The following is a 13,380-nucleotide window of genomic DNA, read 5'->3' on the forward strand; positions in this document are numbered from 1 at the left end:
GACGTCGGCGCCGGCCGGGAGCGCACCACGATCGCCGTCACAGCCCGCGCAGCGCGCCGCCGTCGACCGGCACGGTGATCCCGGTGAGGTAGCCGGCGGCGGGGGAGAGCAGGAATGCGGCGACCCGGCCGAACTCGGCCGGGTCGCCGATGCGGCCCAGCGGGATCGCCGCCTCCGCCTCGGCGCGGGCCCGCTCGGCGTCACCGGTGGCGGCCAGCAACTCCCGGTTGCGATCGGTCATGATCCGCCCGGGCAGCAGGCTCAGCACCCGGACGCCGCGCGGGCCGTGCTCGTCGGCCAGGTCCTTCGCCACACCGGCCAGCCCCGGTCGCAGGCCGTTGGAGATGCCGAGGCCGGCCAGCGGGGCGCGCACCGAGGTGGACAGCACCAGGCCGATCGCGCCGCCGTCGGTGAGCGCGCCGGCCACCGTGCGGGCGACCCGGACGCTGCCCAGGAAGACCGTCTCGAACGACTCCCGCCACTGCTCGTCGGTGACCTCGGCGGCGGTGCCCCGGGGCGGGCCGCCGACCGAGATCAGCGCGCCGTCGAGCCGGCCGAAGTGCTCGCGCGCCGCCGCGACGAGGCGGGCCGGGGTGCCCGGGTCGGCGAGGTCGGCGGTCAGTCCGATGACGCGCTGCGGGTCGCCGAGCGCCTCGACGGCGGCGGCCACCCGCTGCGGGGCCCGGGCGGAGACGACCACCCGGGCGCCGTCGGCGACGAGCTGCTCGGCGGTGGCGAAGCCGAGGCCGCCGGAGGCGCCGGTGAGCACGTACACCCGGTCGGCGAGTCCGAGATCCATGCGCCCGATCCTGCCGTACCGGCTAGGGGCCGGTCAGCGCGGGGCGGGACGCACCAGGCGTACCCGGCCGGCGAGTTGGACCGCGACGGCGCCGCCGGCGCGGGCGAACGCCGGGAGGCGGCGGGGCCGGGGCGCGGCGCGGCCGTCGTAGCGGCTCGCGGCCTCGCGCCCGGCCAGCTCGTCGGCGCCCAGCGGCGGCAGCGTGCCCCGGTCGCGCAGCGCGCGGGCCAGGTCCCAGCCGTCGCGCAGGGAACCGACGGTGGGCCGCCCGTGCGCCCAGTCGGTGAACACCGCCGGCCAGTCGGCGCCGAGGCCGGCGGCGAGCAGCGGCCAGTGCCGGGCCACCTCGGCGGCCCGTTTGCGTCTCAGCGCCCGGCGGGCCGCCTCGACCGGCGCCGGGGCGAAGCCGGGCGGCAGCGGCCCGCCGGCCACCAGCGCCGCGACCAGCTCGGCCTGCCGCGCCGCCAGGTCGCCGCTCACGTGACCACCGGGTGACCGGAGGCGGCGGCCAGCGCGTCCAGCTCGCCGCGCAGCTCGGCGGCGGGCGGGTAGTGGCCGTCGCGTTCCAGCAGCAGCGCCGGTGGGCGGCGCCGGTCGCAGAGGTGGCGGACCAGGTCGAGCACCTCGGCGGGCACCGGGTCGGTGTGCGTGTCGTGGTAGAACCCGCCGGCCTCGGCGCCGCCGGCCACATGCACGTAGGCGACGCGCTCCAGCGGCAGCCGGTCCAGCAGCGCGGCGGCGTCGCCGCCCCGGTTGCGCGCGTTGGCGTGCACGTTTGCCACGTCGAGCAGCAGCAGCGCCCCGGTGGCGTCGAGGATCTCGGTGAGGAAGTCGGCCTCGTCCAGTTCGTCGTCGGGCCAGTCGAAGAGCGCCGCGATCGGCTCCAGCGCCAGCGGCACCGGCAACTGCGCCTGCGCCCGCCGCACGTTGGCCACCACCGCGGCCACCGCCTCCCGGCTGCGTGGCAGCGGCAGCAGGTGACCCGCCTCCAGCCCGCCGGCCCGCACGAACGCGATGTGCTCGCTGACCAGCGGTGCCGCCAGCGCCGTCGCCACCGCCGCCAGGTGCGCCACCCGGCCCGGGTCGACCGGTTCCGCGCCGCCGAGCGACAGCCGCACCCCGTGGGGTACGACGGTGACGCCGCGCTCGCGCAGCTCGGCCAGGCCGTCGGGCAGCGGCCCGACCGGGTGCACTCCTTCCGCTACCACCTCGACGAAGCGCAGCCCCGGCAGCCCGGCGACGAAACCGGCGATCTCGGGACGCCAGCCGATGCCCACGCCTGCCGGGCCGCTCATCCGCCGCACCCGCCGCCGCCACCGCACCCGCCGCCGCCACCGCACCCGCCGCCCCCGCCGCAGGAGCTGCCGCCGCCGCAGGATGAGGAGCTGCCCCCGGAGCAGGAGCTGCCGCCGCCGCACGAGGTGCCGGAGCTGCCGCCGGCGCCCATCGCCTGGCGCTGGATCTCGGCCTGCTCGGCGAAGCCCGGGTTCATCGTCCAGAGCGTCGCGGTGCCGAACAACGCCACGCCCAGAGCCGCGTCCGACGGGCCGTAGGTGGCGTATGCCGGGGCGGCGCTCGGCCGCAGCCAGGCGTGCCGGCGGCGCAGGTCGCGCAGCGCGGCGGTGGCCGCCCGGGTGCGCCAGGGCACGCGGTTGAGCAGCAGGAACGCGGCGAAGAGCGGGAACAGGGTGAGGATCAGGAAGCCGGCGGGCCGGCCGTGGGTCAGCCCGACGAAGGCACGTACGACGCCGACCGCGAGCAGGGCGCCGACCAGCAGGGCGCCGCGCCGTAGCGTACGGCGTCGCTCCTGGTCCAGGGCCAGACCTCGGCGGACCAGCCCGTCGCGCAGCTCGTCCAGCGCCCGCCGGACCCATTCGTCGCGGGCCAGCTCCCGGGAGCGCAGGCCCCGGCTCGCCGCGTGGTGGACGGCCTGGTCGAGCGGGGTGACGCCGGCCGGCAGCGGCCCGCCGGTGGCCAGCCGCCGGTCCGGGTGCGCGCCGACCGCGCCGGCCCGGCGCAGCCCGCCGAGCGAGGTCCAGACCGCGAGCTGGTCGCCCCCGTTGAGGTACGCGACCTGCTGCGGGCCGAGCGCGCCGTGATCAGCCACGGCGGTGCCGGCCAACGCGCGGAACCGGTACACCGCCGTGCCGACGACCAGGGCGACGGCCGCGACGAGATACCACCGCAGGAAGACGGGGCCGGGAACGCCCCAGGTGTCGGCCGCGAGGACGGTCATGGTTCTGCTCCTGTCGCCGAGGGGTCGCGGCCCATTGTGGAGCAGGTCCGCCAGCGTCGATCCGGTCGGCGGGGCCAGTTACCGGACCGAGACTCAGTGCCGGCGGACGGCCTCCTCGACGAGGTCGAGCACGCGGGTCAGGTCACCGGCGGGCCGACCCATGGCCAGGTGTAGCACCAGGCCGTCGTAGGCCAGTTCGAGGAACTGGGCGAGCACGTCGACCGGCACGTCGTCACGGAGCACGCCGGCCTCGCGCTGGCGCAGCAGGCGTTCCCGGGTCGCCTCGGCGATGGCCGCCGAGCGCTCGGCCCAGCGCTTGGCGAACGCCGGGTCGGTGCGCAGCCGGCGGGACACCTCGAGTTGGCTGCCGAGCCAGCCGGTGGTGTCCGGGGAGACGGCGCGGGCCAGCAGGTCCCGCATCACCTGGACGAGGCCGTTGCGGGCCACGGTCTCCACCATGGCGGCGGCGTCGTCCTCGGCGACGGCGAGGAAGAGGGAGTCCTTGTCGCGGAAGTGGTGGAAGATCGCGCCCCGGGAGAGGCCGGTGGCCTCCTCCAGCCGTCGCACGGTGGCGCCCTCGTAGCCGTGCCGGGCGAAACACGCCCGAGCGGCGGTGAGGATCTCCTGCCGACGCGCGTCGAGCTGGGTCTGACTTACTCTGGGCACGGCACGATCGTCGCAGGTGGGAAACGTCGACGCAAACCGTACGTACGGCTTGCGAGGACTGTTCGCTACCATCCCGGTCGTGCCCCTCCCCGCCCAGCCGCTGACCGTCGCCGCCGTGCAGGCCGAACCGGTGCCCGGCGACGTCGCCGGCAACGCCCGCGCCGCCGCCCGCCTGGTCGGCCGCGCCGCCGCCCGGGTGGTGGTGCTGCCCGAGCTGTTCCTGCCGGCGTACCACCCGCCGACGCTGGGCGCCGACCCGGCCGGCACGGACGTCGCCGCCGACCCCGACGGGCGGGTCGACGACCCGAGGCTGGACCCGCTGCGCGCCGCGGCCCGGGACACCGGGGCGGCCGTGGTGATCGGCGCGGCGGTCCGGCACCCCGACCGGCGGCGCACCATCTCGGCGCTGGTCGTCGACCCGGCCGGCGCGGTCACCGCCGCGTACGACAAGCAGCAGCTCTGGACCGGCGAGCGCGAGCTGTTCGACGCCGGCCGGCGGGGTGCCACGCTGGTTGTCGACCGGTGGCGGCTCGGTCTCGGCATCTGTTACGACGGCTGCTTCCCCGAGCACGGCCGGGCCGCTGCGGCCGACGGCGCGCACGGCTACCTCTGCCCCGGTGGCTACCTGACCGGCTCGGCGCACCGCCGCGACCTCTACTACGCCGCCCGCGCCCTGGACAACACGATGTTCGTGGTCTTCGCCAACCCGGTCGGCGGGGCCGACCCGTGGCGGTTCAACGGCGGCGCGGCGGTCTACGACCCCGAGGGCCGGCCCCTCGCGCGGGGCGCGGACACCGGCGAGGAGGTGCTGGCGGCGACGCTGGACCCGACCGTCCTGGCGGACACCCGCGCGGCGCACACCATGCTGCTCGACCGGCTGCCCGACGCCGGGTCGGCCCGCGCGACGTTCGTCGCCTGACACGAGGGGGCCCTCGGCCCTGCCGGTGCTCCGGCCGTTCCCGTAGGGTGCTCAGGTGCCGTTGCTCCTGCTCGCTCTGGACGACACCCTCCTGGACCGCGACGGGCCGTTTCGCGCCTGGGGGGCACGCTTCCTGGACAGCATCGGCGCGCCGCCCGCCGACCTCGACTGGCTCGTCTCCGTCGACGCCGACGGGCTGACCAACCGCTGGGACGTGGCCGACGCCATCCGCGACCGCTACGGCCTGCGCATCCCCTCGATCGACCTGGTCGACGAGCTGCACGACGGCGTGGTGGAGCGGATGCGGCTCGACCCGCTGGTGGCGTGCGCGTTGCAGATCGCCGCGGACGCCGGTTGGGTGCCGGTCGTGGTCACCAACGGCGCCGCGCGCCAGCAGGACACCAAGATCCGCAAAACCGGCCTGGACCGGTACGTCGCCGACTGGGTGATCTCCGAGGAGGCCGGGGTCAGCAAGCCCAACCCGCGGATCTTCGCGCTCGCCGCCCAGCGCGCCCGGCTGCCGCTGCGCGGCGCGTGGGTGGTCGGCGACAGCCCGGAGGCGGACATCGGCGGCGCGACCGCTGTGGGCCTGCCCAGCGTCTGGCTGCACCGGGGGCGGCGCTGGTCGGACCCCCGGTTCGCGCCGACCCGGGTCGAGGACGGGTTGATCCCGGCCGTGGCCGCCGTGCTGGCGGGCTGAGCGGGAAAATCGGTTGACCCGCCCGGCCCGGCGCACGAGCATGGTGCCGCGCGAGGGCGCATCCGGGTGTCGCCCGGTCGAGGAGAGGAGGTCGGTCATGGCCGTCTTTGCAGGGTCCATCCACCTGCCTCTTCCAGCCTCGATCGAAGGACAGATCCACCCGTGCGCGATCACGACTTCCCGGCGCCGCAGCGCCGTGGCCGCGGCAAGAGCCGCTTCGACGACGACGAACCCCACTTCCTGAAGCGGGGCCGGCCCCAGCCGGCCCTCGCCGACCCGGACGCCGAGCCCGACACCGAGGACCGCTGGTCCTCCTGGGACCAGGCCGTCCACGGCCCCGAGCCGCACCCTGCCTGGCTGGTCACCGAGCTGGCCGCCCGGGACACCGAACTCGGGGTGCTCAAGACGGGCAAGGAGGCGGACGTCCACCTGGTCCGCCGCGCCGTGCCGGGCACCGACCGCGACTGCCTGCTCGCGGCCAAGCGTTACCGCGACGCCGAGCACCGGCTCTTCCACCGCGACGCCGGCTACCTGGAGGGTCGTCGGGTCCGCCGGTCGCGGGAGATGCGGGCGATGACCGGCCGCACCGCGTTCGGCCGGCAGATGATCGCCGGGCAGTGGGCGGCGGCCGAGTTCGCCGCGCTGTCCCGGCTCTGGGAGATCGGCGCCGCCTCCGGGCGGATCGCCGTGCCCTACCCGGTGCAGCTGCTGGGCACCGAGTTGATGCTGGAGTTCGTCGGCGACGCCGAGGCGGGCGAGGCCGCGCCCCGGCTGGCCCAGGTCCGGCCCACCGGGGCCGAGTTGCGCGACCTGTGGGAGCAGATGGTCGAGGCGCTGGTGGTGCTGGCCCGGGCCGGGTACGCCCACGGTGACCTGTCGCCGTACAACCTCCTGGTGCACGCCGGCCGGCTGGTCATGATCGACCTGCCTCAGGTGGTGGACGTGGTGGCCAACCCGCAGGGCGGCGAGTTCCTGGCCCGTGACGTGCGGGTGGTGGCTGCCTGGTTCACCGCCCGAGGGCTGCCGGCCGCCACCACCGATCCGGGGTCGCTCACCGAGTCGCTGTCGCGGGAGGCCGGGCTCCGCTGACGTGCGGCTGTCCCGGGCGGGAGCGATCCCGCCCGGGTGGGGGCACGGCTGCGCCGCCCGGCCGCCGGGTCACTGGAGGTAGCGCTCGACCTCCGGCACCGGTCGCTCGCCCTGGGCGTCCGGGTCACCGTGCGCCTGCCGGGCCGCCCGGCGACGGCGGAGCAGGTCCCAGCACTGGTCCAGGGACTCCTCCAGGTGCCGCAGCCGCTCGCGCGCCTCGTCGTCGGTGCCGGCCTCGTGCTGCTGCGCGCCGGCGCGCAGCCGGTGCTCCTCGTCGACGAGTTCCGAGATCCGGCTCAGGATGGTCTTGTCGTCCATGCCCGAAGCTTGGCACAGCGCACGCGCCCGCGCCCGCGTTCCCGCTCCCGCGAGCACGTGTTAAAAGGGGCCCCGCCTATGCCGGAAGCGTTAACAAGGGGCCCCGCCTTGCGCCGGAAGGCTTGCGGCGTGACGCATATCCCAACGGCTCCATTCTCGACAAAGAGATTGTTGTTAAGTGAAATATCCTTCGGGCCGTCTTTCGAATCATCGTTCAGGATGGCATGCTCACGAGCAACGTTCACGGGTCGAGATGGGGCAACGACCCTCAGTCAACTCGAGGGAGCGTTCAGGTGGTCGATCCGTCCGGCCCGTCCACACCCACCGGGCGACCGCGTACCGTGCCGTTGCGACAGATCCTGCCCGCCGTCCTGCGGGACCCGGCGCGCGCGCTGATCGACATCGGCAACCGCACCGGCGGCGACCTCGTCCGGCTCAACCTCGGCTCGTTCCGCCCCTATCTGGTCACCCATCCCCGGCACGTGCAGCACGTGCTGCGCGACCGGGCGGACAACTACGAGCGGGCCGGCGACGGGCTGTTCTGGCGCCCGGTCAAGCGGCTGTTCGGCGAGGGCATCCTCGGCGAGGGCCAGATCTGGTCGGCCAGCCGCCGGATGCTGCAACCGATGTTCACCGCCCGGCGCGTCGAGGCGCTCATCGACGGCATGGCCGACGCCATCCGCGACGCCGTCGACGAGCTGGACGAGCCGTACCGCGCCGGACGACCCGTCGACATCGGCGTCGAGCAGGCCCGCATCGTCAGCCGGGCGATCATGAAGGTGCTCTTCGCCGACCGGATCTCGGTGCCGGACGCGATGCGCGTGATCGACGCCCAGGACCGCATCGCCACCGCGGTCATCCCCCGGATCGTGGTGCCGTTCGCGCCGCTGTCGCTGCCGATGCCGGGCGACCGCACGTTCCGCCGGGCCGTGCGCGTCGTCGACGACGTGCTGGTGCCGATCGTGCGGCAGACCCGCGACGACGCCGACTCCAGCGACGACATCATCTCCACGCTCTGGCGGGCCCGCACCGACGACGGGCGGCAGCTCGACGAACGGCAGGTCCGCAACGATACCGTGGCCATGTTCGCCGCCACCACCGAGACCACCATCAACGTGCTCACCTGGGCCTGGCCCCACCTGCACCAGCACCCCGAGGTCGCCGAACGGCTCTATGCCGAGATCGACGAGGTGGTGGGCGGCGAGCCGGTACGCCGCGAGCACCTGGGCCGGCTCACCTACACCCGGATGGTGCTCGACGAACTGCTGCGGCTCTATCCGATCGGCTGGATCATCCCCCGCCGCGCGATCGCCGAGGACGTCATCGACGGCGTGCCGATCGAGGCCGGGGCCACCATGGCGGTCAGCCCGCTGATCACCCAGCGGATGGGTCAGTTCTGGGACCGCCCGGACGAGTTCGACCCGGAACGCTTCCGGCCCGAGCGGATCCGGGCCCGCCACCGGTACGCCCACTTCCCGTTCGGCGGCGGCCCGCACCAGTGCCTCGGCATGTACCTGTTCTATCTGGAGGCCCAGCTCATCCTCGCCACGATGCTCGGCCGCTACCGTTTCCGGCTGCGCCGCACCGACGTGCCCGGCCTGCGCCTGGCCGCGGCGCTGCGGCCACGCGAACGGGTCGAGCTGACGCTGCTCGCCGCCGGCCGCGGAGAACCGGCGTGACCGCCACGCCGGCGCCGGACCCGATCGCCGCCGTGCCCCCGGCGCCGGACCCGATCGCCGCCGCCGCGGAACAGGGCCGCATCTGCGCGCTAGCCGCACACGGCCAGCGTGCCCTGCGCCGCTCCGCCGCCGCCCACCCCGACCTGTTCCCCGGCGAACCGTTCGACGCGACGCTGTTCAGCAGCATCGCCTCGGCCATGGCGTTCAGCGCGCCCTGGCACACGGCCGCCGAGCTGGCGGTCACCAACCGGGCGGTGCTGTGGGGCTTCGCGGTCGACTGGCTGGTCGACCACCAGGCGACCAGCCGGGCCGAGGTGGACCGGATCGCCGACACCTGCCTGGGCGTGCTCGACGGCGCCGACCCCGGCGACCCGCTGGGCCGGTTCCTCGCCGAGCTGCGCGACGACGTCGCGGCCGCGCCCGGCTACCCCGCGTTGCGCGGCCGGTGGCGCGCCACCATGCGACGCACCCTGGACGCGATGGCCCGCGAGTGGACGTGGCGCGGGACCGGGCACCCGACGCTCGCCGAATACCTGGCCAACGCGGACAATCTCGCCGCCACAGTGGTCAACGTGGCCCACTGGATCCACACCGGATCGGTCACCGACGCCGCCGCGCTGGACCGGCTGATCGAGGTCGGCGACGAGGTGCAGCGGGCGCTGCGGCTGGTCAACGACCTCGGCACCCACCGCCGGGACGTGGCGTCGGGCGACCTCAACGCGTTGCTGCTGGTGGACGACCCGGCGGAGATCGAGCGACGGTTCGCCGAGCAGGTCGAGCACTGCCGGGTGCTGCTGGCGAAACTGGCCACCGAGGCGCCCCGGGAGGCCGACTTCCTGTCCCGGCAGCTCGGCTACACCACCGGGTTCTATCGGCACACCGACTTCTGGGGCGTGCGGTGAACCTCACCGCCCAGCCCGCGACGCGGACCGCACCCGCACGCGAGCTGGTCGACCTGCTGGCCCACGACCCGGCCGGACAGACCTCGCCGTCGGTCTACGAGACCGGCCGGTTGGTCGCGCTGGCGCCGTGGCTGCCCGGCCACGACACGCGCCTGGCCTGGCTGCTCGACCGGCAGCGTCCGGACGGCGGCTGGGGCGGTCCCGGCGGCTACGCGCTGGTGCCGACGGTGAGCGCGGTCGAGGCGTTGCTCGCCGCGCTGCACCGGGACGGGCCGGCCGCGACGGTGGTCGCCGCCGCGCGCCGGGGGCTGGCGTTCCTGACCGCGGCCCTGGGCGCCGACCCGCCGCCCGACCTCCCGGCCACCGACCTGATCGTGCCGGCGCTGCTCGCCGCCGTCGACCGGCATCTCGGCGGGCCGGCGGGACCGCCGCCCGGGCTGGCCGGGTGGGCGGACCGGCCCCGCCTGCCGCTGCCGGCCGGTCTCGACCCGACCCGGCTGACCCGGGTACGCGCGATGCTCGCCGCCGGCCGGCCCGTCCCGGAGAAGCTGGCGCACGCGCTGGAGGTGACCGGTGAGCTGGCCTGCCGGGCGGCGGGCGTGACGCCGTCGGCGAGCGGGTCGGTGGGCGCGTCGCCGGCCGCCACAGCCGCCTGGCTCGGCCGCCCGGAGCCCGGCCCCGCGCTGGACTACCTGTCCGCGGTCGCCCGATCCGGTCCGGTGCCCTGCGCCAGCCCGATCACGGTCTTCGAGCGGGCCTGGGTGCTCGCCGTCCTGATCCGGGCCGGCGTCCCGGTGCGTGTGCCCGAGCCGGTGCTGGCCGAGCTGCGTGCCGCCGTCGGCGCGTCCGGCGTGGCCACCGCGCCCGGCCTGCCGGCCGACGCCGACACCACAGCGGTCGTGCTCTACGTGCTGGCCCGGCTGGGCCGGCCGCTCGGCGTCGGCCCGCTCGCCGGATACGACACCGGGCGGCACTTCTGCACCTGGCCGGGGGAGGACGGGACGTCGCTGACCACGAACGCGCACGTGCTCGACGCGCTCGGTGAGCACCCGAGCCGCCCCGGCGTCACGGCGGCCCGGCGTCGGGTGACCGAGTGGCTGGTGACGCGGCAGGAGCCGGACGGGCGCTGGGACGACCGCTGGCACGCCTCGGCCTACTACGCGACGTACGCGGTGCTGCTCGCCCTGGCCGACCACGCGCCCGACGGCGCGGCCCGCGCCGCCGTGGAACGGGGCGTCGGCTGGCTGCTGGACACGCAGCGCCCGGACGGTTCCTGGGGACGCTGGCACGGCACCGCCGAGGAGACCGCGTACGCGGTGCTCGCCCTGGCCCGGGCCGGCCGCGCCGGGGACGCGCGGATCGCCGCGGCGCTGGTCCGGGGCCGCGCCCGGCTGTCCGACCTGGACGGACGCGACGGCGGTCCGGCGCTCTGGCACGACAAGGACCTCTACCGACCGACGTTGATCGTACGGGCGGTGGTGCTGGCCGCGTCGGGCCGTGCCGACCGGGCATCGACGTACCCGGCACCCACCATGATCAGGATCGCTTGAATGGAGTTCACGACGGCTGCTAGCGTGCGCCGGAGTCGATCGGATTTCGAGCCGACCGGAGACCGGGCCAGGACGGTGTGATGGGTTCCCGCAGTACGAATCTCCGTACGAAGATCATCGCCCTGCTGGCGTCGCTGATCGCGCTCTGGGGCTTCGCGGCCTGGGTGACCGTGCGCGACGGGTTCAACCTGCTCGGCGTGCAGGCGCTCAACGCGCGGGTCTTCGAGCCGAGCGACCCGCTGCTGCTGCAGTTGCAGCAGGAGCGCCGGCTGTCCCTGCGCTACCTCGGCGAGTCCGACCCCGCCCAGTTGCGTCAACTGGAGGACCAGCGCGCCCGCACCGACGAGGCGGCCACCACCCTGTGGACGTCGGTGCAGGACTGGCGCACCGAGATCCCCGCGAGCGACGAGCTGGAGCAGCGGCTCGCCGAGCTGAAGAACGAGCTCGGTCAGCTCGGCCAGGTCCGCGAGGAGGTCGGCCGCAAGACGATCGACCGGACCGCCACGCTGACGGCGTACGACGAGGCGGTCGACTCGATCTTCGCCGTCTTCGACGCGCTCGGCGGCCTCGACGACGACGAGATCGCCCGGGACACCGCCGCGCTGATCGACCTCAACCGCTCCCGCGAGCTGCTGTCCCAACAGGACGCCCTGCTCACCGGCGCGGTCGCGGCCAACCGGCTGACCGTCGCCGAGCAGACCGCGTTCGCCCGGCTCGTCGGCGCGCAGTGGTTCCTCGCCGACCGCACCGCCCGGGAACTGGCCCCGACCGACCGGGCCCGCTACCAGGAGATGGTCGAGGGGGAGGCGTTCGGGCAACTGCGCACCCTGCAGGACCGGGTGCTCGCGGCCAAGGGTGAGGACGTGCGCCCACCCGTCACCGCCGAGGCCTGGCGGGCCGCCGCCGACCAGGCGATGGCCGACCTGCGCCGGGTGATCATCGCCGGTGGTGAGGACATCGTGTCCCGGGCCACCCCGGTCGCGGTCGGCGTCATCGTCCGGCTGGTGCTCGCCGCCGGTCTCGGTCTGATCGCCGTCGTCGCGTCCGTGATCGTCTCGATCACCACCGCGCGGGCGCTGGTCCGGCAGCTCGAACGGCTGCGCGAGGCGGCGTTCCGGCTGGCCAACGAGCGGCTGCCCAGCGTGGTGGAACGACTCGGCCGGGGCGAGGAGGTGGACGTCGGGCGGGAGGCGCCGCCGTTGCAGTTCGGCGACGACGAGATCGGCCAGGTCGGCAAGGCCTTCAACGTGGTGCAGGAGACCGCCGTCCGCACCGCCGTCGAGCAGGCCGAGCTGCGCCGCAGCGTCCGCGACGTGTTCCTCAGCCTGGCCCGGCGCACCCAGGCGTTGGTGCACCGCCAGTTGACCCTGCTCGACGCCATGGAACGCCGGGAACACGACGCCGAGGAGCTGGAGGACCTGTTCCGCGTCGACCATCTCGCCACCCGGATGCGGCGCAACGCGGAGAACCTGATCGTGCTCTCCGGGTCGACCCCCGGCCGCGCCTGGCGACGCAGCGTGCCGATGGTCGACGTGGTACGCGGCGCGGTCGCCGAGGTCGAGGACTACACCCGGGTGACCGTCCGGCCGCTGGGCGCGGTGTCGCTGACCGGTCGCGCGGTCGGTGACGTGATCCACCTGCTGGCCGAGCTGATCGAGAACGGCCTGTCCTTCTCCCCGCCGCAGACCACCGTGGAGGTCCGCGGCCAGCTGGTCGCCAACGGCTTCGCCATCGAGATCGAGGACCGGGGCCTCGGCATGAGCGGCGACGAGTTGGCCGCCGCGAACGCGCGCATCGTGGACCGATCCGAGCTGAACCTCGCCGACGCCGCCCGGCTGGGCCTGTTCGTGGTCAGCCGGCTCACCGAGCGGCACGGCGTGAGGGTGCAGCTCAGGGAGTCCGCCTACGGCGGGACCACGGCCGTGGTGCTGATCCCGCGCGAGCTGATCACGGAGGACGCCGGCGGCTTCGGCGGCCCTCGCGAGGTGACCGCCGCGCCGGCGCCGGCCGGCGAGCCGGCGGGGACGCCCACCGGCGGCGCGGACGAGACCGTCGCGGTCGAGCCGGTCGGGGACGGCGACGCCGGTGCGGCCACCCCCGCCGACTCCGGTACGCCGGCGGCCGAGCCGGAGCCGGCGGCGCCCCGGCTGACCCCGTCCGGGCTCCCGGCGCGTACCCGCAAACGGCAGTCGGCGGTGGCCGGGCCGACCGCGGAGCTGGCCACGGTCGAGAGCCGACCCGCGCCGGCAGCGGCCGACGTGGCCCCGCCGGTGACCGACGCGGGGTTGCCGGTGCGGGTGCGCCAGGCCAGTCTGAATCCGGAGCTGCGGCACGAGCAGTCCGAGGCGGGCTCCGACGGGTCGGAGGACGCGGCACGCGCGCCGGAGCAGGTGCGCCGGATGATGAGCTCCTACCAGAGCGGAACCCGACGCGGCCGCACCGACGCGGCCCGGTTGCTCGGCGGGGCGCACGGGGCCGGCGACGGGCCGGCCGACGAAAACGAGCAGGCCACCTGACCGGAC

At 75.5% G+C, this 13,380-nt stretch carries 13 protein-coding genes; 7 read left to right on the forward strand and 6 right to left on the reverse strand.

What is annotated here, in order from left to right; genetic code table 11:
• Nucleotides 1–37: 37 nt before the first annotated feature.
• From AB0H28_RS25970 to AB0H28_RS25990, 5 genes are all read right to left on the reverse strand, one after another.
• On the reverse strand, nt 38–799 hold the full coding sequence (locus AB0H28_RS25970; RefSeq protein ID WP_358045270.1) for an SDR family oxidoreductase: 762 nt from the start codon (nt 797–799) through the stop codon (nt 38–40).
• A gap of 33 nt (nt 800–832) precedes the next feature.
• On the reverse strand, nt 833–1,279 hold the full coding sequence (locus AB0H28_RS25975; protein WP_358045273.1) for a hypothetical protein: 447 nt from the start codon (nt 1,277–1,279) through the stop codon (nt 833–835).
• Nucleotides 1,276–2,094 (reverse strand): DUF692 domain-containing protein, encoded by an 819-nt coding sequence (locus AB0H28_RS25980; RefSeq protein WP_358045276.1) that lies wholly within the window; start codon nt 2,092–2,094, stop codon nt 1,276–1,278. The genes AB0H28_RS25975 and AB0H28_RS25980 overlap by 4 nt, the downstream gene beginning before the upstream one ends.
• Nucleotides 2,091–3,035: a TIGR04222 domain-containing membrane protein gene (locus AB0H28_RS25985; protein WP_358045279.1), complete on the reverse strand. Its 945-nt coding sequence runs from the start codon at nt 3,033–3,035 to the stop codon at nt 2,091–2,093. Before AB0H28_RS25985 ends, AB0H28_RS25980 begins: the two co-directional genes overlap by 4 nt.
• Before the next feature lie 93 nt (nt 3,036–3,128).
• Nucleotides 3,129–3,701: a helix-turn-helix domain-containing protein gene (locus AB0H28_RS25990; protein ID WP_358045283.1), complete on the reverse strand. Its 573-nt coding sequence runs from the start codon at nt 3,699–3,701 to the stop codon at nt 3,129–3,131.
• A 79-nt stretch (nt 3,702–3,780) separates the two neighbouring features.
• On the opposite strand from AB0H28_RS25990, the gene AB0H28_RS25995 reads away from it, so the two are divergent.
• From AB0H28_RS25995 to AB0H28_RS26005, 3 genes are all read left to right on the forward strand, one after another.
• Nucleotides 3,781–4,620 carry a carbon-nitrogen hydrolase family protein gene (locus AB0H28_RS25995; protein ID WP_358045286.1) on the forward strand — a complete coding sequence of 280 codons (840 nt, stop codon included), beginning with the start codon at nt 3,781–3,783 and terminating at the stop codon, nt 4,618–4,620.
• 55 nt (nt 4,621–4,675) lie between these two features.
• On the forward strand, nt 4,676–5,320 hold the full coding sequence (locus AB0H28_RS26000) for an HAD-IA family hydrolase (RefSeq protein ID WP_358045289.1): 645 nt from the start codon (nt 4,676–4,678) through the stop codon (nt 5,318–5,320).
• Between the two features lie 162 nt (nt 5,321–5,482).
• Complete coding sequence (locus AB0H28_RS26005; protein ID WP_358045291.1) at nt 5,483–6,409, forward strand: RIO1 family regulatory kinase/ATPase; 927 nt, start codon at nt 5,483–5,485, stop codon at nt 6,407–6,409.
• A 69-nt stretch (nt 6,410–6,478) separates the two neighbouring features.
• Here AB0H28_RS26005 and AB0H28_RS26010 read toward each other — a convergent pair whose 3' ends face one another.
• The gene (locus tag AB0H28_RS26010) at nt 6,479–6,727 is read right to left on the reverse strand and encodes a DUF2630 family protein (protein WP_107162524.1); all 249 of its coding nucleotides are present in this window, start codon (nt 6,725–6,727) and stop codon (nt 6,479–6,481) included.
• A 341-nt stretch (nt 6,728–7,068) separates the two neighbouring features.
• Between AB0H28_RS26010 and AB0H28_RS26015 the strand changes: the two genes are divergently transcribed.
• From AB0H28_RS26015 to AB0H28_RS26030, 4 genes are all read left to right on the forward strand, one after another.
• Nucleotides 7,069–8,406 carry a cytochrome P450 gene (locus AB0H28_RS26015; protein WP_358045357.1) on the forward strand — a complete coding sequence of 446 codons (1,338 nt, stop codon included), beginning with the start codon at nt 7,069–7,071 and terminating at the stop codon, nt 8,404–8,406.
• Nucleotides 8,403–9,308: a terpene synthase family protein gene (locus tag AB0H28_RS26020; RefSeq protein ID WP_358045295.1), complete on the forward strand. Its 906-nt coding sequence runs from the start codon at nt 8,403–8,405 to the stop codon at nt 9,306–9,308. The genes AB0H28_RS26015 and AB0H28_RS26020 overlap by 4 nt, the downstream gene beginning before the upstream one ends.
• The gene (locus tag AB0H28_RS26025) at nt 9,305–10,858 is read left to right on the forward strand and encodes a prenyltransferase/squalene oxidase repeat-containing protein (RefSeq protein ID WP_358045299.1); all 1,554 of its coding nucleotides are present in this window, start codon (nt 9,305–9,307) and stop codon (nt 10,856–10,858) included. Before AB0H28_RS26020 ends, AB0H28_RS26025 begins: the two co-directional genes overlap by 4 nt.
• A gap of 80 nt (nt 10,859–10,938) precedes the next feature.
• Nucleotides 10,939–13,374: a nitrate- and nitrite sensing domain-containing protein gene (locus AB0H28_RS26030; RefSeq protein ID WP_358045302.1), complete on the forward strand. Its 2,436-nt coding sequence runs from the start codon at nt 10,939–10,941 to the stop codon at nt 13,372–13,374.
• The last annotated feature ends 6 nt before the right edge of the window (nt 13,375–13,380 follow it).

The sequence above is a fragment of the Micromonospora sp. NPDC050980 genome (assembly GCF_040653835.1).
Taxonomy (GTDB): domain Bacteria; phylum Actinomycetota; class Actinomycetes; order Mycobacteriales; family Micromonosporaceae; genus Micromonospora.

Coding starts and splice junctions, on each gene's coding strand:
- AB0H28_RS25970 (WP_358045270.1), bottom strand. CDS start 799: ATGGATCTCGGACTCGCCGACCGGGTGTACGTGCTCACCGGCGCCTCC.
- AB0H28_RS25980 (WP_358045276.1), bottom strand. CDS start 2,094: ATGAGCGGCCCGGCAGGCGTGGGCATCGGCTGGCGTCCCGAGATCGCC.
- AB0H28_RS25985 (WP_358045279.1), bottom strand. CDS start 3,035: ATGACCGTCCTCGCGGCCGACACCTGGGGCGTTCCCGGCCCCGTCTTC.
- AB0H28_RS26010 (WP_107162524.1), bottom strand. CDS start 6,727: ATGGACGACAAGACCATCCTGAGCCGGATCTCGGAACTCGTCGACGAG.
- AB0H28_RS26030 (WP_358045302.1), top strand. CDS start 10,939: ATGGGTTCCCGCAGTACGAATCTCCGTACGAAGATCATCGCCCTGCTG.